The following is a 21,064-nucleotide window of genomic DNA, read 5'->3' on the forward strand; positions in this document are numbered from 1 at the left end:
GGAATCCTTATTCAATCCTGTTAATATCGTTACATTTTTTCTTTTTTGCAGTTTAATATTTTTGTTGACAGTCTACAAAGCAAACCCTATAATGACGTGGTATACAGCGACGGGGCTGCCGATAGACGCATTTCCATAAGAAGTTTTTAGCAATCTTTCTTATGGGTAAGCGTTTATCTGCAGCCCCTTCTAGATAAGAAATTGTGTCTTAACAAAGAGGATAAAGGAGGCTGGAAAATATGGAAAATAAAGTTCCCGAATTATTTGGATCAATGGTTTTTCATGAACATGTGATGAAGGAAAGATTGCCAAAAAGCACATATAAAACAATGTGTAAGGTGATGCAGGAAGGTAAACGGTTGGATAAGGAAGTAGCAGATATTGTTGCAAATGCTATGAAGGATTGGGCCGTTGAAAAGGGTGCAACCCACTTTACACACTGGTTCCAGCCAATGACAGGGATTACCGCAGAAAAACATGATAGCTTTATAGCGCCTGCCGGAGACGGGCAGGTAATTATGGAGTTTTCAGGAAAAGAATTGATTCAAGGTGAGCCTGATGCATCCAGTTTCCCCAATGGTGGTTTGCGTGCAACCTTTGAAGCAAGAGGATACACTGCTTGGGACCCCACCTCTTTTGCATTTATTAAAGATGACACATTATGCATTCCCACGGCGTTTTATTCTTACGGTGGGCAGGCTTTGGACAAAAAGACGCCTTTGCTGCGCTCCATGGAAGCGTTTAATAAGCAGGCAATGCGTATTATAAGATTGCTGGGTGATACGGAGACAAGTCGTGTGAATACAACGGTTGGTTCCGAGCAGGAATATTTCTTGATTGATAAGGACGTTTACTTGAAACGTAAAGATTTAGTTTACTGTGGTAGAACCCTTTATGGTGCCAAGCCCCCTAAGGGACAGGAATTGGATGACCATTATTTTGGTGCAATTAAGCCTAGAGTAAAGGCATTTATGTATGATTTGAATGAAGAGCTTTGGAAGCTGGGGATTTTGTCAAAAACAGAGCATAACGAAGTTGCTCCTGCACAGCACGAATTGGCACCTGTTTTTACTACGGTAAATATTGCTTGTGACCATAATCAAGTTACCATGGAGTTAATGAAAAAAGTTGCAGATAAGCATGGCTTGGTTTGTCTTTTGCATGAAAAACCCTTTGAAGGTGTAAATGGCAGTGGTAAACATAACAACTGGTCAATTTCCACAGATAAAGGTGCAAATCTGCTGGAGCCTGGTGATTCTCCTGCGGAAAATACAAGATTCTTATTGTTCTTGGTTGCTTTGATTAAAGCAGTTGATGAATATCAAGATATGTTGCGACTCTCGGTAGCTTCAGCCGGCAATGACCATCGTTTGGGTGCAAATGAAGCCCCTCCTGCCATTGTTTCCATGTTTGTTGGAGAAGATTTGCAGGCAGTATTAGACAGTATCGAAAGTGGAGTGGAATATGCAGGCAAAGATAGAGAAATGATGAAGGTTGGCGTTCATGTCCTGCCTAGATTTTTCAAGGATACAACTGATAGAAACAGAACATCACCCTTTGCTTTTACAGGTAATAAATTTGAATTCCGTATGTTAGGAAGTGCTGTTTCCATTGCTTGCCCTAACTTTATTTTAAATACCATTGTTGCTGAGGAATTATCCCTGCTTGCGGATGAGCTGGAAACAGCGGAAGATTTCACCACAGCAGCAAATGAATTAATCCGAAAGACTGTAATTGAGCATAAGCGCATTATTTTCAATGGCAATAACTATGCAGATGAATGGGTTGTAGAAGCAGAAAAAAGAGGCTTGCTGAACCTGAAAACAACAGTGGATGTTATGCCTTATTACTTGGAAGAAAAGAACATTGCTACTTTCACTAAACATAGAGTTTTAACAAAAGAAGAAATTCATTCCCGTTATGAAATTTTGGTTGAAAACTATATAAAGGTCATTCATATCGAAGCTTTGACCATGCTGGAACTTGCGAAAAAGAACATTTTGCCTGCAGTTAGTGCTTATGCCAAAGAACTGGCAGAAACAATCGCGTTAAAAAGACAAATTTCAGCCGCAATTAACTGTAAGAGTGAGGAAGGCTTGCTGATTACCCTTTCTGATATGTGTGCTGATTTTGTTGATAAGCAGAAAGCGTTGGAGGAATCTTTGGCAAAGGCTAAGAATTTTGAGGATGAACAGATTGTGGCAGAGCATTACAAAGACCATGTGATTCCTGCAATGGTTGCATTACGTGCTGTTGCAGATGCCATGGAGGAACAGGTTAGTGAGAAATATTGGCCTTTTCCTACTTATGGTGAATTGCTATTCAGCGTTTTGTAATAGAATATTGTACAGTAAAAAGATACATATGGTTTTTTCTCCTTTTATGGTATACTGAATATAATGGGAGGGTCAATGTATGAATGAAAAACAAAAGGAAATTATGCAAATAATTCAATCCCAATGTATAAACGGCAGAGAGATGGATGTTCCGGATATTATGAAGTACAGTTCTTCCTTGACCATGCAGGAGGTATTGGAAGTCATTCCTTTTTTGGAAAATCAGGGTTATATTGAGGTAATAGAAATCGATATGTGTTGCGGCGCCGATTATATTGTTACTGGAATTACCAAAGAGGGAATAAATATTTTGCATAGTTAAAGAGTAGTGCCACAGAATCTAAAATTCTGTGGCATTTTTATGTAAAGTACATTGTTTATTGAGTATTTTTAATTTACTATTTCTCAATTTTCGTTGTGTTCGAGAAGTGAGGGGGATAAGGGATATGTAAAGACAATACAAATACTAAGAATGGAACATTGTATTATAAGTTCATTAAAGATACAAAGATATAAGTTAGATTGATTACAAAATTTTTGAATAAATTGTAAGAATAAAGCAATTTATATTTAATAAAATAAGAAAATGTGGTAAAATTAGTGATATTTGTCTTTGTGGTTCAGAATAATCATAATCAGATTGGTTGGGCGGTGATATATGAAAAAAGTAATTCTCTTGCTATTTTCTGTAGCAATAGTTTTATGTGTATTTATTTGCGGGATTTCAATTCAATTTGACTTAAGGGATTTAAGCTTTAATCAGGAGAACATTACTTATTTATCCAAAGGTTGGCAATATCAAACGCAAGATGATCAGGTTAGAGAAATCATCCTTCCCAGCAAGATACCTGGCGACGCAGGAAAACCATTTCAGCTATATAGAACCTTCCAAGAACCTGTTGCAGCTGGTACTTGTTTGGCTTTTCGCTCTTCCCATCAAGAGGTACTTGTAACAATCGATGATAAAGCAATTTATTCTTTTGAAAAACCTATAGAGATTCTGACCTTTCCGAAATCACCAGGCAGTGCATGGAATATCATTACATTACCGAAAATTCGTGCAGGACAGGTCATCAAAATTTCAATCCATTCGTTTTATGACAATTATCAAGAAAAAATCGGGGAAATGATGCTGGGCAGTAAAAGCGCAATTTTATTTCAAATTGGGTTTGACTACTTTCCGGCGGTTTTTATGAGTATTTTAGTCATTATATTTGCCGTGATGTTAATTCTTTATGGAGTTTATTTATTCAAAATACGACACACCACAAACTTTTTATATCTCGGTCTGTTTGCATTTCTACTGGGGGTTTGGTTTTTTGCCGAATCCAGATTCATTCAATTTTTCTTGGGAAAGATTTTATTGACATATCAAATGGTTTTTCTTTCAATTGCTTTAATGCCTATACCGGGGAATTTATTTATCAGCAATGCATTAAAACCAAAAAATCAACATACATACGATCAATTAGCCATGGTATCCATTGTTAATTTTTTCTTAATGATTATTGCACAAGCCTTGGGGCTTGTGGATTTTTATGAATGGATGCCTTTGTCTCATATCATTATTGTTTTAACGATGATTTTATATTTGCATACTATGGCAGAACATATCAGAACCGGTTCAGTGGGAAAAAATCGATTATTGTTTCTTGGTTTTGTGGTTTTTCTTTTTTTTGCATTGTTAAATATAATTTATTTTTATATTTCTGATCAATTTGACAGTGCCCTATTGCTTCGTTGTGGAACTCTAATTGCTTTGATTATTGTGGCTAAGGGTGAGGTTGACAAAAATTTGGAGTTAATTAAAATTGGGATGGAAGCGGCGGCATATAAAAAAGCTGCTTTTACAGATGCACTAACACAGCTTGAAAATCGATATGCCTTTGATATGTATTTAGAGGAAATTTCGAAAGAGCCACATGAAGATTCAATGAGAAATGCAATTTGTATTTTGGATGTAGACGGGTTAAAGTTTATCAATGATTCTTATGGACATTGGATGGGAGACCAATTAATTCGCAATATGTCCGAATGCATAGAAACAGTTTTTCATGATTCCGGGAGATGCTTTCGCATTGGTGGTGACGAATTTGCAATTATCTTAAAGGGAGAGCGGGAAGAGCTAAAAAGCTATTTATATCAACTCAGAAATGAAATTATCGATAGAAATATTAATAAACATAGCTTTTTAAGTGCATCTTGGGGATTGGCATTTCAGTCGGATACTAGAGGAAAAAGCATTTATGAGGCCTTTCAGTTAGCAGACGCACGAATGTATCAGGACAAGGAGCGAAAAAGAGCGAATAAAATGAGCACAGAGAGTAAAGAAGTTGTAAGTGATTAAAAAATGAATCTATTTGTAATAAACTCTTTATCTGCTTTTACAATGCCATAATTTGCTTTGCAAAGCAATAGTCAAAAATTATAATTGAATGAAGAACGAATAGATTGCATAAAAAATAATGATTGAAATGCCTATAGACATAATCTATGGGCGTTTTTTTAGCAAAAAAAATCAACATTTATGAATAATTTATGCATTTGCAACAGATGATTATGCTAGGATTTCTATTTATAATAACCAAATTAAAAAGATAAAAGCCACTACCTTTAAGTAAAATAGCAGGGGAACCCAAGGGGAGGCACAGCTGTATTTAAGCGTTGAAGCACAAATTTAAGGGTGGTTCTCTATGAAATAGTTACTAATTTCCAGTAACAAGGAAAAAAAGGTTGAGTTATGAGGGTTTTGGTGGTATTCTGTCTGCGGGTGGTATTGAAAAAACTGCACCAAAGTGAAATGTTTTGCAGACTATAATGAAAACTGCCTTATCAAATCATGAAAGGTAAGCTTTCTAAAAAAGAGGATGCAAAAATTGAATTACCTGGTGTTCAACTCATATCTATCGGGAATGAGATTGACTTGGATGTTGTACTATACCTATGGAGGTGGTATGATATCAAAATTGGTTTTATAGGACCTGGCAAGGCAGGTGTAAACCTTGCACGTTACTTTTTGCATCATGGATTAACGGTAAGTGGTTTTTTGGGTAGAACTATGGAAAACACCCATGAAGCTTGCCGGATAACGCATACGAAAGTATATAAAAATTTAAGTGAAATTGTTCAAGAAAACGATGTTTTATGGATAACAACTCCCGATGATACGATTCCAGCGATAGATTATGAAATTTCTAGGTTGAACGTAAAAGGCAAATCAATTTGCCACGCCAGTGGCTCACTTCCATCAACGGTTTTACGGCTTTCCAAAGAAGCAGGAGCAACCGTTTATTCAATCCATCCTATTTATGCATTTTCCCATAAAGCTGTGGACATCGAGGAACTGCAAAGTGTTAATTTTTCCGTGGAAGGGCAGTTTTCGTCAGAGAATGAAGATGTAGTCTTGCAAATCTTAAAGAGAATAGGGAATGCCTATTTTGTGCGAAATCTAAAAACCTCGGCGATGTATCATCTTGCAAATGTCTTTGTGTCCAATCTCACCCTTGCACTTTTGGAGATAGGCGTGTCCTATTTTCAAGAAATCGGTTTAACGGAAGAAGAATCGATTTATGCAGCTATGCCTTTGATTAAGGGTAATATAAGAAATATTGAAGAGAAGGGCTTTCTGTCCTCCCTTACCGGCCCGGTTCCAAGAGGAGACTGGAAAACGGTAGAACGTCATCTTGACGTAGTTAGGGAGGAGGATCAGGAAATTTATAAAGAGCTTTCTCTTCATTTACTAAAATTGGCCAGAATAAAGGGAGATAGGGAAAAGTTGAATAGTTACGATAAGGTAGAACATTGTTTGAAAGGACTGGAAGAATGAAAAATACGGTTTTGACTTTTAAGGAAGCAAAGATTCAAGGTAAAAAATTGACAATGCTTACAGCTTACGATTATTCCATGGCAAAAATCATTGATGAAAGTGGGATCAATGGAATTTTGATTGGAGATTCCCTTGGAATGGTAATTAAAGGGGATGAAGATACTTTGGCGGTAACGGTGGATGAGATCATTTATCATACCAAAGCAGTGAAAAAAGGTGCCAAAAATGCATTGATTGTCAGCGATATGCCATTTCTATCCTATCATACCAGTATTGAGGACGCCATTTATCATGCAGGACGCATGGTGAAGGAGGGTGGTGCTCATGCAGTTAAGCTGGAAGGTGGCGCTAATGTTTTACCACAGGTAAGGGCAATTGTTGCAGCACAAATTCCTGTTATGGGACATTTGGGACTGACCCCTCAGTCAGTGAACGCCTTTGGTGGTTTTAAGGTGCAAGGAAAAAGTGAAGAAACAGCAAAGCAGCTGATTGCCGATGCAGTTGCTTTGGAAGAAGTCGGAGCGTTTAGTATTGTTTTGGAGGGGATTCCTGCTAAGGTTGCGGAATTGATTTCAAAAGCGGTTTCCATCCCTACCATTGGTATTGGTGCAGGAAGAGAATGTGATGGTCAGATTTTGGTTTATCAGGACATGCTTGGTATGTTCGATAATTTTATTCCTAAATTTGTAAAGCAATATGCTTCAGTGGGGAAAATAATGGGGGAAGCAATTGGTATGTATATTGAAGAGGTGGAAAAAGGCCTTTTCCCAGAGGACAAGCATACCTTTAAAATAGATGAGGAACAGCTAAAGAAGCTATATTAAAAAACAGGAGACAGAATTATGCTTGTAGAATCAATAAAAGAGGTACGAAATATCATAAAGCAATGGAGGTCAGAAGGGCTTTCTGTGGGTTTTGTTCCCACAATGGGTGCATTGCATGACGGACACCAGAGCTTAATGGAGCGGGCTGTTTTGGAAAACGATAGGGTTGTTACCAGTGTTTTTGTGAACCCCACTCAGTTTGGTCCAAATGAGGATTTTGAGGCATACCCCAGAGATATAAAGAGGGACTATGAGGTGTGCAAAAAGGTTGGTGTCCATGTTGTGTTTACTCCCCAGGCAGAGTCACTGTATTTTCCTGATAAAAGCACCACGGTGCATATTTCAGGCTTAACGGATGTTCTTTGCGGGAGCAAGCGTCCCGGGCATTTTGATGGTGTTTGTTTAGTGGTATCAAAGTTTTTTCATATCATTCAGCCTGATAAAACCTATTTTGGGCAAAAGGATGCACAACAGGTTGCTGTTATTAAAAGAATGGTTCGGGATTTGAATTTTGATATAGAGATTGTACCTTGTCCCATTGTCAGAGAGGCAGACGGTTTAGCTAAAAGTTCAAGAAATGTATACTTATCTCATGAAGAGCGGAAAGCAGCTCTTGTTTTAAGCAGAAGCTTAGAAAGCGCAAAAAGTATATTGGATAAGGGAGAGCGGAATGCATCTATTTTAAAAGCAGCCATGCTTTCATGCATTATTCAGGAACCATTGGCTAAAATTGATTATGTGGAAGTTGTGGATAGCGAAGATTTGCATAGCATTTACGGCGAAATCACCCACACAGTTCTGATTCCCATAGCAGTTTATATTGGAAAAACAAGACTGATAGACAATATTATTTATGAAATTTCTTAACCTCATACCCCTTTCAGGTTGTTCTGTGTTACTGGCTTAGGTTGTTAGGTTTGAAAGAATAAAAAGCAAAAAGCGCTTTCTAGAAAATCCATTTCTTTGGCTTTCTGGTTAGGCGTTTTTTGTTCTCGTTGGAATATTATTCAAAAAACTATTTTCTGTGGAGGGCGTGTTGAATGGAGAAAAATAAAGAATGTCCAATTTGTGGATGTAATGAAATTGGTGAGGGCTTATTTTCTGGGTATGCCACTATGAAACCAACCAATAAATTTTTTACACTAGGTTCAAATGTCGTTGCCGATGTTTGCACTAAGTGTGGACATATCTTATCTTTAAGAGTTACAGATCCAGAAAAATTTAAGTGATTTGAATTCTTTTTAAGAATAAAAAGTGCATTTTGCGAGTTTTCTTTAAGAGACTATACAATATCGATACAATTATTAATATCCAATAGATAAAAAAACGAAGGTGCCATCCTAATTGGATAGCACCCTTATTTATAAGTTTTTTAAGCCTTTTTTCCTGTATCAGGGTATAAAGCTGGGCCTTCATATAGAACAAATTTACGATATCGCATTTTTAATGTTTTATATTTTAAAACAATTTTCGTTACGCCCACAAGTACATTATCAATATCATCCATGTCATAGACCTGCGTGATAGAATGAATTCCTTTTGAGGGGATACTTAATATATGTCTGTCACACTTGGGACGATCTTCATATACTAAATTGTTTCCTTTATAAAATGCAAGCTTAAATTCGTGCACAATTTGTGGCACGTTACTACTATTATAAATTTCCAAATCATATCCCAGGCGAAAAGGTTGTTTTACTTCTTCATAAATTGAATTATTAAAGTTACTATTCAAATGATATTTAATTCGAACGTCCGTAGGAAATACTTTGACACTGCCTATATGGCGAATGCATTCTGCGACAAACAGTGTACTGACGGAACCCGCCACTGCGCCAATAATACCAATATATTCACTTAGCATGGTTACACCTCTTCTCTTTCAGATATGTACATTATTGCAGGATTTGTTAGCTCATCTAAAAAAAGTAAAGATTAGATGGAAAGTATAGAATTAGTCTTTCTTTTTTGTGAGATTATTCATACTAAAGTACTATACCTTGTAAAATTATATCACAGAAACAGATGAAAACCAATCCATTTTGGTAAAAAATATGGATTTCCTATAATTCGATATATAATTATAAAATGCAAAGGAATGCTAATTTGTTCCTAGTGTAAATCAAATCGAAACATCTTGTCCAACCGTAGGCCATTCGTTTCCTCAATCACATCATAACCTTAATTCACGTATTTTGAGCAATAAGATTTAAATAAGATTTATTTCGGAATTTAACAGTTTCAGAAAGTATTTTTTATATGAAATATTTACAATTGAAAGTATCAAATATGGTTTTTTTTGCATGAAAATTGGAAATAAATGTTGCAAAATGGAGAATGCATGATATAATTTTTATTAAATATATATTTAATCTACATGAATTAAGGTTTAAAAATGGTAAAAAGGGATAATTTGTGTGTGTAATGCAACAAAAGAGCCATTTATGAATTTAATTCGTATGTGCACAGAGAAAAAGGAGGGGTCAAGTGAAATCACTAAAAATCAAAACAAAAATGGCAATTTTAATGTTGCTGGTAGCACTTTCGGGGATTGGTGTAGCGGGGACATCTATTTTAAGAATGGAAACACAAAAAGATATGTTCCTTGAAACCATGGAGAAAGAGATCAGAGGGGAATTTGACCAAAAGATTAAAGAACAGGTAGAAAGTGCTGTATCAGTTCTACAAAGTGTATATAATGCACATTTGCAGGGGGTTTATACAAGAGAAGAGGCAGAAAAAATAGGATTGGAAACACTGCGCAATATGAGATACGGGGAGGATGGCTATTTCTGGGGAGACAAGACGGATGGAACTTGCGTTGTTCTTTTGGGAAAAGATACAGAAGGAACAAACCGAGGGGATGCAAAAGATGCTGCGGGCTTCCCCTTTGTTCAAGCCATTAAGGAGCAGGCTCTGAATGGTGGTGGTTACACTGATTTTGTATTTCCAAGACCGGGAGAAACAGAGGCGCTGCCGAAAAGAGGATATTCAGCATATTTCGCCCCTTTTGATCTGGTTTTAGGCACAGGTAATTATACAGATTTTATTGATACCTATATAGCTGAAGAAAACGAAATTGTTGAAGCCAGCATTCAGAAATCTATCATTGAGTTGCTTATTATCATTCTTATTTGTGTAGGTGTTTCCTGCTCGTTAGGGTTTTATATTGTTTTAAGCATTGTAAAGCCCATTGCTAAATTAAATAAAGTTACTCGTACCTTAGCCGAAGGAAATTTGGATGCAGAGGTTGACATGGACAGTAATGATGAGATTGGTCAGCTGGCAAAATCCATGGTGGTTTTAATTAATAGACTAAAAACCTACATATTATATATTGATGAAATTTCCTATCTATTAGAAGAGATTGGACGGGGGAATTTAAATTTAACGTTCCAAAATTCTTATGAAGGAGATTTTTGGAAAGTGAAGCAAGCGCTAATCGGCACTGCAGATATGCTGAATGATACCCTTGTGCAAATTAATATTGCCGCAGAACAAGTTGCAAATGGTTCAGAGCAGGTTGCAGCCGGCGCTCAGGCTCTTTCACAAGGGGCAACAGAGCAGGCCAGTTCAATTCAGGAATTATCCGCATCAATGAATGAGGTCTCAGAACATAGCAGTGAGACGGCCAGAAATGCGGAGGAAGCCAAGGCAATTTCCGTTGCATCGACAGATGCGATTCATCGTGGAAATGATCAGATGAATCAAATGGTTCAATCCATGGAAGAAATCAGCAATACCTCCAAGGAAATTGGAAAAATCATTAAAGCCATAGAAGACATTGCTTTCCAAACCAACATTTTAGCCCTAAATGCTGCTGTAGAAGCTGCAAGGGCGGGGGAAGCAGGAAGAGGCTTTGCGGTTGTTGCAGATGAAGTACGTAACTTGGCAGGAAAATCAGCCGAAAGTGCAAAGAATACTGCTGATTTAATTGAAAAGTCTATCAAGGCTGTAGAGCAAGGCGCAAATCATGTTAATGAAACAGCAGTGGCGTTGGCAGATGTTGTGAAAAATGCGGAAAAGAGTTCTCAAATTATTCAATATATTGCAGACGCCAGCGAAGAACAGGCTGCTTCTATTGCACAGGTAAATCTGGGTGTAGAGCAAATTGCAGTTGTTGTACAAACGAACTCTGCAACTGCTGAGGAGAGTGCAGCAGCAAGTGAGGAGCTTTCAGGGCAATCACTGATGCTAAAAGAACTGATTGGAAAATTTCGACTAAAGGACTTCAATGACACAGCAGATACTAAGGTAGATCATGTTGCTCCCCACACGTCCATTGATTCTATGCAGGAAAGTTTTGAAGGAAAGTATTAAGTTTTTAAATAAATAAATTGTGTTAAAAAATCCCCTGAAGGTTAGTTTTTAATCAACCTTCGGGGGATAAATTATTTTTTAATATTATTTTGTATATAATCTTTAAACTGCAACAGTACACCTCGTTCTAGGGGATGAAGCTGAAACAGTTCCGTCGGTACAACACTTCTAGTCGTTTTGTCCTAATTTTGGCTGATTGCATGTTAATAGTAAAGTATGGAAATTTCTTTGGCTGAGTGAACATCAAAGGTGGAAAGAACAATAGCAGGCATTAGTAATTCTCTTACAAAAATATTCGCTTGTGTTTCTTTTTCGATTGTTGGAGAATCTATTCACTGTTGCGATAAAATGTGATGGTCTTAAAGTGGCCTAATAAAATATGGTCGATTTCATGTGACAATGTGAAGCGAATTTGCCCAAGATGATTGATACTGTCATTGAACGATGTAATATTGATTTTTCAGTTTAAAAGAAAAGCCATCTCCATTTTTTGCCTCAGGCTACACCATATCCCGTAGGGTGAATTTGGAATAGGGGATGGTTTTCATTTTGTAAAACCTACAGATTTCCCCAAAATTAGCAGGAAGCTGATTAATCCAACAGTCTTGCTTGCCGATAAATTGTACTTCAATGATAACACTCCCTTTACATGGTTTTGTATCAAAGTATAATGTTTATAAAAGCAAGTGTATAAAGGATTATTTTGGAAGTAAAAATCGAGAATTAGAACCCTATCAGAGACACTAAAAATCAATATCTTCAGCAGTTTCATCAAGAAGACTTTTCATGTTTCCTGTGTTTTATCAATCATATTAGTGAACGTGGTTTCCTGAAAGCCTCTAGCGGCAACTTTGCCTTCCATACGAATATGACGTCTGGAGGTGACGCCTAAGATGCGATCAACAGCAGGCTGCATATTAGGTTGATTACGGTAGGCTTTCAAAACTTCCAACTCATGGGTAGTAGGTTGGAAGGTCTCTCTCATTTCTTCAAATTCATATATGTTCTTTTTTTCCATCAAGGGAGCACTGTTCTCTGTCCAACCCATTAAAAAGGCGGGAGAGGTGCCCAAAGCTTCTGCAATTGGTTCCAGTATCGTAATGGGTAAATTTTCGATATCGCCTTTTTCATAACGGTAAACAGTAGCCCGATTTTTCTTCAGTTTTTCCGCCAGTTCATCTACGGTGAGCCCCCTTCTAATTCTGCATTCTTTAATTCTTTGTCCAACATTCATTTTGTAACCTCCTTCCTCTTGAAAACATAAGTTAAGTATAGCAGAAAATCGCATATATGCAATAGAATGCGACAAAAATGTTGCACAAAATGCGAATGTACAAAATTTTACAAAAAAGGTTGACTTTTCTATAATTGTTCGCTAGTATTAAGTTGTCGCATAGCATGCGACAGGAGGAGGTGATAGTATGGTGGATGCAAACAAATTAAAAGAGAAAATTCAGAAGAAAGGACTCACAGAAGCCAGAACAGCTGAGAAACTGGGAATGAACAATCATGTTTTTCACGATAAGTTGAATGGTATTGGTAAATGCTTTACCATAAAAGAAGTGGATAAGCTGGTTCAGATATTGAGGCTGGAAGGAAATGATGCAGAAAGAATTTTTTTTGCAAAATAGTCGCATAATATGCGACAAAAAATTCGCTTTTCTTTAGAAAGAAAGGATGAGAACATAAAAGTTTGAAACCTAGTAAAAAAAGTTGTGTAATTTGGCTCTACAAGCAAAATAAAAGGTATTGCTAGCAAAAGAAGTTGGGGGGGCTGGAATTGTCTTATCAATGCAGATTGATGGATAAGGAATGCGATGGGTGCGGGGATTGTCAAGATATAACCGCCTTTTGTCCAAACTGTGGTGAAACAAATTACGAGGTGATGTATGTTATTAATAATAATTGGGTTGGCTGCGACCAATGCGTAAAACGTATCTATTTTCCGTTTTAAAAGTCAAAGGCGATTTTTTAAGTTACAGCGGATTTCAGGAAGATAGTTTCGACAAAGGTAGAAATTGAACTATGTAGCGTAATAAATCCGTAGAAGGAAAATCATAATGCTATGGTTCAATTGCAGTTAAGAAGTAAATAGGGGGCTTACCAAAAGGGCTTATCATGTGAATTTTGTTCACCTAATTATTATACGTAGAATTTAAAATAATTCGGATGGTTTTTCATTCAAATTTATATTCGTTGTTTTTTGATGGCTTCTGAGGTCTACAAAGGATAGTTTGAGCGTATTTTGCAATAGGGAGGGGTTAAAATGTGCTATAAAATTACTTGCTGTTACCATTGCCAAGAGCGTCATCCGCTTTGTCATATCAGTTGCTGTCGGTATAAAGAGGAACGGGATAAACTGGATAAGCTTCGAGAAGCCCGTACTGCGCATAATGATGAGGTTGAGCGTTATAAAAGACAGAAGTTAAATAAAGTAAAGAGGTGAAGCCATTGGCAAAGGAAAGAGATTTACAGCTTTCGGAGTATGATATCTCCAATAATCGTTATCGGGAATTAAAATATTTTTGCAGACAGTACAGGGAAAAAAAGAAAGGGCTGCTTTCCATGACAGAACTTTCTTCTCCTCAATTTGGAGGAAAAGGTGGTGACATTTTTTCTGACAGAACAGCTAATATCGCTATCAAAAGAGCAAAACTGTCTGCGGAGATTCAAATGATAGAGCAAGCAGCCTTGGAAACAGATGGTGAATTATATAAATATATCTTAAAAAATGTTACGGACGGGATAACCTATGAATATTTGGACATTCCTTTCAGCAGATCAGGGTTTTATGTACTTAGAAAAAGATTTTTCAGTATATTGGATAAAAAAAGATAAGAACATATTTTGCCTCAATGCTTGACAATAAAAAGCGCATTGGGGCATTTGAAAATCAGAAAGATATTTGAAAGCCTTCACAAAGGAGCAGGAAGTTGGGGAAAAACAGGTTGTTTATTTCAGAAATGACACTCGTAATTTCGTTATGGAATAATGCATAATATAAATATAATTTGAGTTATCTGTATAAATTTTTTGTTAAGAGTTGCCTTATTTGAGAAAAGCGAGCAATTTCAAAGGAAAGTAAGATTTACATAATAATAGTTTTTTGATATAATTATTATGGTAAATAAAATTTGTGTCAAAAGTTTCAAAATTGTTAACGTTCAACCTTTGAAATTTTTAGCACTACGCTTGAAGGGAGGCAAAAATGGTTTTAAATTTACTATTAGTTGCAACAATAATAATCGTATGTGTACTAGGGAATAAAATTTCAAATAAGATTGGAATGCCGGTTCTATTAGTATTTATTCTGCTGGGTATGTTTTTTGGTTCCGACGGTATGGTCAAAATTAAATTTGATAATTATTACTTCGCGGAACAGGTCTGCTCTATAGCACTTCTTTTTATAATGTTTTACGGTGGGTTCGGTACAAAGTGGGATGAGGCTAAGCCGATTGCGGTCAAAGCAATTTTACTTTCATCCATGGGAACAATTTTTACAGCAATTCTCGTAGGAATATTTTGTTTTTTCGTCATGGGTATTTCGCTTTTAGAAAGTTTTCTAATTGGTGCAGTTGTAAGTTCAACTGACGCTGCTTCGGTTTTTTCAATTCTTCGTTCAAAAAGGTTAAACCTCCGAGATCATACAGCATCACTTCTTGAAATTGAAAGTGGGAGTAATGACCCCTTTGCTTATATGCTTACCATAATCGTACTTTCATTTATGAATGGACATAATTCTCCTCAAGAGTTTATATTCTTAATATTTAAACAAATTATATTCGGTGGTGTTTTTGGTGTAGGAATTGCTGTAATCACACTTCTGTATTTCAAAAAATTTAAACTTTCCAGTTCAGGGTTTTATTCCATTTTTATTATGGCAATCGCCATTATTTCCTATGCAGCACCAACATTTTTTGAAGGAAATGGATATCTCAGTGCCTATATTACGGGAATCATCCTTGGGAATAGTAAAATAGAGGATAAATCTGAGCTTGTTCACTTTTTTGACGGGTTGACGGGCTTAATGCAGATATTACTCTTTTTCCTGCTTGGTCTTTTAGCTTTTCCATCTCAACTGCCAAAGGTGGCATTTCCTGCTTTGGCAATCTCACTTTTTTTAACTTTTATCGCTCGTCCTGTGGCTGTTTATGCAATACTGACACCTTTTAAAAGTTCCAAAGGACAAAAACGTTTGGTTTCCTGGGCAGGATTAAGGGGTGCCGCCTCCATTGTTTTTGCAATAATGGCCACAATCAGGGTGAACGAAATGAATAACGATATATTTCATATTGTGTTTTTCATCGTACTTTTTTCAATTTTAATTCAGGGAACTTTAATTCCCTTTGTGTCGAAAAGATTAAATATGACGGACAACGATATAGACGTAATGAGCACCTTTAACGATTATATGGATGAACTGCCCGTGCAGTTTCTACAGCTTGCAATTCCTTCAGATCACCTATGGGTTCATCAGAAAGTGAAAGACATTCTGTTGCCTCCCGATTCCTTTTTACTCTTGATTGTGAGAGAGAAAGAAAATATTATGCCCAATGGAGATACGGAAATTTTGGGGGATGATATTTTTATTTTAAGCGGAAAATCACCCAATAGAATTGAAGGGTTAACATTATATGAAATGAAGGTTAAAAAAGAAACACGCTGGTACGGAAAAACAATAGCAGATGCCATCAGCGGGGATGAGCGGGTTATTGTAATTCGTCGAGGAGAGAGTATTGTGATTCCCAAAGGAGACACCGTATTGCAAGAAGAGGATATTCTTGTTTTTTCAGAAGTACTATAATTGAAAATTTCTATTTAATTAGGGCATCATGGCCCAAAACCGTGATGCCCTAAAATTATGTCTTCATCATATGAATGAATTTTAGTATTCCTTTAAGAATATCCTTTGTAAAATCATAAGATGGAAGATTGCTTCAATCAAGAAGGCAACGCTTCTACTTATATGTGTTCGGCGATTGCTTCCCCCATTTCCTTTGTGCCAAGGAGAGTTGTGCCTTGGGAATAGATATCGGGAGTGCGCAAGCCTTGCTCTAAAACTGCCTTGACTGCATTCTCGATGGCTTCTGATTCTTTTTCCAAATGGAAAGAATATTTCAGCATCATTCCTGCGGAGAGAATGGCAGCAATGGGATTTGCCTTGTTTTGTCCTGCAATGTCAGGAGCAGAGCCGTGGATGGGTTCATACATACCATGGGAGCTATCCCCTAAACTTGCTGATGGAAGCAGGCCGATGGAACCTGTAATCATGCTTGCCTCATCGGATAAAATGTCTCCAAACATGTTGGAGGTAACAATCACGTCGAACTGCTTGGGATTGCGTACCAGCTGCATCGCCGCGTTATCTACATACATATAGGAAAGAACAACCTCGGGATACTCATTTTTTATTTCTTCTGCAACTTTTCTCCAAAGGCGGGAGGTTTCCAAAACGTTTGCTTTATCTACACAGCAAACTCTTTTTTCTCTCTGCATTGCAACTTCAAAAGCATTTTTTAAAATTCGTCTGATTTCAACTTCGCTATAGGTTTCTACATCGTAAGCCTCTTCGCCATATTTTCCTTCGCGATAGCCTCGCTCGCCAAAATAGATTCCCCCTGTTAATTCTCTTACAATGAGGATATCCAGTCCACCGGCAACGATTTCAGCTTTTAGAGGGCAAGCATCTGCCAAAGCGTCATAAATTTTTGCAGGACGCAAATTGGAAAACAGCCCCAATTCTGACCGCAAGCCTAACAGTGCTTTTTCGGGACGCTGGGCATTGGGCACATTATCCCATTTTGGACCTCCCACAGCGCCCAGTATAACACCGTCTGCCGTTTTGCAAATGTTTAAAGTTTCTTTCGGTAAGCACTCTCCACAAGCATCAATGGCAGAGCCCCCAGCAAGAGCATATTCAAAAGTAAAGTTGTGATGAAATTTTTCACCAACAACGTTTAATATTTTAATGGCTTCCTGAGTGACCTCTGGGCCGATACCGTCCCCTTGAATAACTGCAATTTTATATTCCCCCATAATCATAACCCCTTTATTTTTTCCTTTGTTTGCTCTACCAAGCCACCAGATGCCATAATTTCCTTAATAAATGGAGGGAAGGGCTGTGCCTGATAGGTACGATTTTTTGTATGGTTGGTGATGATGCCACTGTCAAAATCGATGCTTACCTCATCGCCGTTTTCCATGTCCTTTGCCGCTTCATCACATTCCAGAATAGGTAAACCAATGTTTATGGCATTGCGGTAGAAAATGCGAGCAAAGGTGGAGGCAATGACACAGCTAATGCCTGCGCATTTGATTGCTAGTGGGGCGTGTTCTCTGGAAGAGCCACAGCCAAAGTTTTTCAATCCTACAATAATATCACCTTTTTGTGCTTTCTTAGTAAAATCAGGGTCAATATCAATCATGCAATACTTAGCCAATTCCTCTCCATTGGATACGTTTAAGTATCTTGCAGGAATGATTACGTCGGTATCCACATTATCACCGTATTTTAGAACTTTTCCTTTTGCATTCATTCAGCATTACCCCCAATCTTTCTAGGATCCGCAATTTTACCGGCAATGGCTGATGCTGCGGCTACTGCCGGGCTTGCCAGATAAACTTCGCTTTCCACATGCCCCATACGTCCCACAAAATTTCTGTTTGTAGTGGAGACACAACGTTCTCCTGCTGCCAAGATACCCATATGCCCTCCAAGGCAAGGACCACAGGTAGGCATGGAGAAGATGGCACCGGCTTCTATAAAGTCGGTTACATATTCACGGCGGATACATTCCAAATAAATTTCCTGTGTGGCAGGAATAATAATGGTACGAACGTGATCCGCAACTTTTTTACCACGAAGAATATCTGCGGCTATGGCCATATCTTCAATTCTGCCATTTGTACAGGAGCCAATTACCACCTGATCAATTTTTACATCTCCAACCTGATCAATGGTTCTGGTGTTATCAGGTAAGTGGGGGAAGGAAACCGTTGGCTCCAAGGAAGAGAGATCAATGGTTATTTCTTCATCATATTCAGCGTCTGCATCCGCTTCAAAAATGTCAAAGGTTTTTTTAGAATGCTCCTTTGCATAGGCAATGCATGCCTCGTCAACAGGGAAAATACCGTTTTTTGCTCCCGCTTCGATTGCCATGTTTGCAATGGTGAAGCGGTCGTCCATGGTTAATTCTTTTATGCCTTCTCCGATAAATTCCATGGAGCGGTATAAAGCTCCGTCTACGCCAATTTTTCCGATAATATGTAAAATAACATCTTTGCCGCTGACATAGGGAGGTTTTTTGCCCACAATATGAAACTTAATTGCAGAGGGTACCTTAAACCAGCATTCCCCAGTAGCCATACCGATGGCCATATCCGTAGAGCCGATGCCGGTGGAGAAAGCACCCAATGCACCGTAGGTACAGGTATGACTGTCAGCGCCGATAATGACTTGACCTGGAACTACAATTCCCTGTTCAGGCAGCAGTGCGTGCTCGATGCCTGCTTTTCCAACATCGAAAAAGTTTTTTATGTTCATATCATAAGCAAAGGTACGACAGCTTTTACATTGTTCCGCCGCTTTAATATCCTTGTTAGGTGTGAAGTGATCCAGTACAATAACTACCTTATCTGTATCAAAAACTTCTGTAGCACCTGTTTTTTTAAATTCGTTCAGCGCAACTGCTGTGGTAATGTCGTTGCCCATTACGATATCCAATTTGGCTTGGATTAACTGGCCCGGAACCACGCTATCTAACCCTGCGTGTTTTGCAAGTATTTTTTGTGTCATTGTCATTCCCATATGAAATACTTCCTTTCAATAATTATTTATGACCTTGAATGCACCTTGTTCTTTAAACTGACAGCATTTTGTTGATAGTACTCACCACTGCCCGCAGAGAGGACTTGCCTACACTGGAGGAAGTGCCAGCGCCATAATATCGATTTCCTTGAGCATCCTTTGTTTCGATGTAGGAAATTGCTCTTGAATTCGTGCCCAATTCCATGGAGTGCCCTCGGTAATTGACAATGTCAATGGGCATATGAATGAAATCATCTATGGCATGACAGAAAGCGGAAACAACACCGTTACCCTCGCCTTGAATGAAATGCCTTTCACCGTGGTAATCAATCTCTGCTTCAATGGCAAGAACATCCCGCTCGGGGTCTACGGTTTCCGTGCGGTATTGAATCAATTTTAATGGACTGCGAATATCGACGTATTCTTGATTGAATATCTCGAATATCTTGTCAGGGCTCAGCTCACATTGCATTTCGTCCGAGACTCGGGTAACAACAGCACCCACATCCTTTTGGAACGATTTTGGCATATGCAAAGAATAATACTGCTCCAGAATAAAGGTAACGCCGCCTTTGCCTGATTGGCTGTTGATGCGAATAATGGGATCATAATTTCTTCCCACATCCATTGGATCAATGGGCAGATAGGGAACTTCCCAATGCTCAGGATGATTTTTCATTCCTTCCATACCTTTGCGGATGGCATCCTGATGACTTCCAGAGAAGGCTGTGTACACCAATTGCCCTGCATAAGGATGACGGGGATGAACATTCATCTTTGTGGTACTTTCATAAATTTCCACCACTTCATCAATTTTCGTAAAGTCTAACATGGGGTCAACGCCTTGGGTGAACAGGTTCATAGCAACGGTCATAATATCTGCATTACCGGTGCGCTCTCCATTGCCAAATAAAGTGCCCTCCACACGGTCAGCTCCTGCCAACATACCCAATTCTGTTGCTGCAACAGCGGTGCCACGGTCATTGTGGGCGTGAAGGCTCACCAATATATTTTCTCTGTTTTTCAAATTACGGCACATGTACTCAATCTGATCTGCATATAGGTTTGGCGTAGCCATTTCCACTGTTGCAGGCAGATTAATGATTACTTTATGATCTGCTGTTGGTTCCCAAACATCAATGACTGCATTGCAGATTTTGGCGGCAAAATCCATTTCTGTCCCCGTGAAGCTTTCGGGAGAGTATTCAAAGCGGAAATTTGTTTCGGGATAGCTTTCTGCAATCTCACGAATCAGAGTGGCGCCATAAACCGCCAATTCTACGGTTTCCTGCTGAGAATTTCCGAAAACCACATCTCTTTGCAACGTAGATGTGGAATTATATAGATGGACGATAGCATTTTTTGCGCCCTTTAATGCTTCAAAGGTTTTTTGAATAATATGCCCGCGAGACTGGGTTAAAACCTGAACCGTAACATCCTCGGGAATTAAGTTATTTTCAATCAAAGTTCTTGTAAAATCATATTCCGTTTCAGAAGCCGCGGGAAATCCGATTTCAATTTCCTTAAAGCCCATTTTAACAAGAAAATCAAAGAATTCTAATTTTTGCTCCAGACCCATAGGTGTTTCCAATGCCTGATTGCCATCCCGAAGGTCAACACTGCACCAGTAGGGGGCTTTGGTGATTCTTTTGCTGGGCCAGATTCTATCAGACATTTCAACTGTTTCATAGGCTTTGTATTTTTGATAATTCTCCATTTTTCTTCCTCCTTAAAATCTCTTCTTTTCTCAGATTTTGTTTGATGCTGCAACAAGAAAAGAATTCTGCGCCACGAAAGTGGTATATAAAATTGATACCAAATAAAAAAGCCTTTCACCTGTTTGCAAATTCGCAAAGAGGTGAAAGGCTGACTTCCACGGTACCACTCTTATTCGCCTAAATAATTAAGGCGCACTTTTAGGATACAAGCATATCCCTTTCCGTGTAACGGC

At 38.1% G+C, this 21,064-nt stretch carries 19 protein-coding genes and 1 other annotated feature (1 of these 20 cut by a window edge); of the genes, 13 read left to right on the forward strand and 6 right to left on the reverse strand.

What is annotated here, in order from left to right:
* Positions 1-239: 239 nt before the first annotated feature.
* From CPRO_RS04510 to CPRO_RS04540, 7 genes are all read left to right on the forward strand, one after another.
* A complete protein-coding gene (locus CPRO_RS04510; RefSeq protein ID WP_066048318.1) occupies positions 240-2,336 on the forward strand; it encodes a glutamine synthetase III family protein in 2,097 nt (698 codons plus the stop codon).
* Positions 2,337-2,415: 79 nt separating this feature from the next.
* Positions 2,416-2,658: a hypothetical protein gene (locus CPRO_RS04515; RefSeq protein WP_066048321.1), complete on the forward strand. Its 243-nt coding sequence runs from the start codon at positions 2,416-2,418 to the stop codon at positions 2,656-2,658.
* A 336-nt stretch (positions 2,659-2,994) separates the two neighbouring features.
* Positions 2,995-4,683 (forward strand): sensor domain-containing diguanylate cyclase, encoded by a 1,689-nt coding sequence (locus CPRO_RS04520; protein ID WP_066048325.1) that lies wholly within the window; start codon positions 2,995-2,997, stop codon positions 4,681-4,683.
* A gap of 576 nt (positions 4,684-5,259) precedes the next feature.
* Complete coding sequence (locus CPRO_RS04525) at positions 5,260-6,162, forward strand: Rossmann-like and DUF2520 domain-containing protein (protein WP_159430656.1); 903 nt, start codon at positions 5,260-5,262, stop codon at positions 6,160-6,162.
* On the forward strand, positions 6,159-6,986 hold the full coding sequence (gene panB, locus CPRO_RS04530) for a 3-methyl-2-oxobutanoate hydroxymethyltransferase (protein ID WP_066048333.1): 828 nt from the start codon (positions 6,159-6,161) through the stop codon (positions 6,984-6,986). The genes CPRO_RS04525 and panB overlap by 4 nt, the downstream gene beginning before the upstream one ends.
* 18 nt (positions 6,987-7,004) lie before the next feature.
* Positions 7,005-7,853 (forward strand): pantoate--beta-alanine ligase, encoded by an 849-nt coding sequence (gene panC / locus CPRO_RS04535; RefSeq protein WP_066048336.1) that lies wholly within the window; start codon positions 7,005-7,007, stop codon positions 7,851-7,853.
* A gap of 173 nt (positions 7,854-8,026) precedes the next feature.
* On the forward strand, positions 8,027-8,215 hold the full coding sequence (locus CPRO_RS04540) for a transcription initiation factor TFIIIB (RefSeq protein WP_066048338.1): 189 nt from the start codon (positions 8,027-8,029) through the stop codon (positions 8,213-8,215).
* 143 nt (positions 8,216-8,358) lie between these two features.
* Here CPRO_RS04540 and CPRO_RS04545 read toward each other — a convergent pair whose 3' ends face one another.
* Positions 8,359-8,850 carry a hypothetical protein gene (locus CPRO_RS04545; protein WP_066048340.1) on the reverse strand — a complete coding sequence of 164 codons (492 nt, stop codon included), beginning with the start codon at positions 8,848-8,850 and terminating at the stop codon, positions 8,359-8,361.
* Between the two features lie 623 nt (positions 8,851-9,473).
* On the opposite strand from CPRO_RS04545, the gene CPRO_RS04550 reads away from it, so the two are divergent.
* On the forward strand, positions 9,474-11,306 hold the full coding sequence (locus CPRO_RS04550) for a methyl-accepting chemotaxis protein (RefSeq protein WP_066048344.1): 1,833 nt from the start codon (positions 9,474-9,476) through the stop codon (positions 11,304-11,306).
* A gap of 784 nt (positions 11,307-12,090) precedes the next feature.
* Here the strand turns inward: CPRO_RS04550 and CPRO_RS04555 are convergent.
* Complete coding sequence (locus tag CPRO_RS04555; RefSeq protein WP_066048347.1) at positions 12,091-12,540, reverse strand: helix-turn-helix domain-containing protein; 450 nt, start codon at positions 12,538-12,540, stop codon at positions 12,091-12,093.
* A gap of 187 nt (positions 12,541-12,727) precedes the next feature.
* Here CPRO_RS04555 and CPRO_RS04560 point away from each other — a divergent pair, with 187 nt between their 5' ends.
* The 5 genes from CPRO_RS04560 to CPRO_RS04575 all read left to right on the forward strand — a co-directional run bounded on the left by CPRO_RS04560 (position 12,728) and on the right by CPRO_RS04575 (position 16,110).
* The gene (locus CPRO_RS04560; RefSeq protein WP_066048350.1) at positions 12,728-12,937 is read left to right on the forward strand and encodes a hypothetical protein; all 210 of its coding nucleotides are present in this window, start codon (positions 12,728-12,730) and stop codon (positions 12,935-12,937) included.
* A 149-nt stretch (positions 12,938-13,086) separates the two neighbouring features.
* Entirely contained in the window at positions 13,087-13,260 is a 174-nt protein-coding gene (locus CPRO_RS15210; RefSeq protein ID WP_157881631.1) for a hypothetical protein, read from the forward strand.
* A gap of 312 nt (positions 13,261-13,572) precedes the next feature.
* On the forward strand, positions 13,573-13,752 hold the full coding sequence (locus CPRO_RS04565; protein WP_066048353.1) for a hypothetical protein: 180 nt from the start codon (positions 13,573-13,575) through the stop codon (positions 13,750-13,752).
* A 5-nt stretch (positions 13,753-13,757) separates the two neighbouring features.
* A complete protein-coding gene (locus CPRO_RS04570) occupies positions 13,758-14,144 on the forward strand; it encodes a hypothetical protein (protein ID WP_082754223.1) in 387 nt (128 codons plus the stop codon).
* A 370-nt stretch (positions 14,145-14,514) separates the two neighbouring features.
* Positions 14,515-16,110 (forward strand): potassium/proton antiporter, encoded by a 1,596-nt coding sequence (locus CPRO_RS04575; protein ID WP_066048359.1) that lies wholly within the window; start codon positions 14,515-14,517, stop codon positions 16,108-16,110.
* A 158-nt stretch (positions 16,111-16,268) separates the two neighbouring features.
* On the opposite strand, the gene leuB is transcribed toward CPRO_RS04575, so the two are convergent.
* From leuB to leuA, 4 genes are read right to left on the reverse strand one after another with little or no spacing between them, the layout of a single operon-like run.
* A complete protein-coding gene (gene leuB, locus CPRO_RS04580) occupies positions 16,269-17,342 on the reverse strand; it encodes a 3-isopropylmalate dehydrogenase (RefSeq protein ID WP_200777654.1) in 1,074 nt (357 codons plus the stop codon).
* A 2-nt stretch (positions 17,343-17,344) separates the two neighbouring features.
* On the reverse strand, positions 17,345-17,842 hold the full coding sequence (leuD, locus tag CPRO_RS04585) for a 3-isopropylmalate dehydratase small subunit (RefSeq protein ID WP_066048369.1): 498 nt from the start codon (positions 17,840-17,842) through the stop codon (positions 17,345-17,347).
* Positions 17,839-19,113, reverse strand: a complete 1,275-nt coding sequence (gene leuC, locus CPRO_RS04590) for a 3-isopropylmalate dehydratase large subunit (RefSeq protein WP_066048372.1) — start codon at positions 19,111-19,113, stop codon at positions 17,839-17,841. Before leuC ends, leuD begins: the two co-directional genes overlap by 4 nt.
* A gap of 52 nt (positions 19,114-19,165) precedes the next feature.
* On the reverse strand, positions 19,166-20,830 hold the full coding sequence (gene leuA, locus CPRO_RS04595) for a 2-isopropylmalate synthase (RefSeq protein ID WP_066048375.1): 1,665 nt from the start codon (positions 20,828-20,830) through the stop codon (positions 19,166-19,168).
* A 134-nt stretch (positions 20,831-20,964) separates the two neighbouring features.
* Positions 20,965-21,064: a binding site (T-box leader), on the reverse strand (it continues 146 nt past the right edge of the window).

The sequence above is a fragment of the Anaerotignum propionicum DSM 1682 genome, assembly GCF_001561955.1.
Lineage (GTDB): Bacteria > Bacillota > Clostridia > Lachnospirales > Anaerotignaceae > Chakrabartyella > Chakrabartyella propionicum.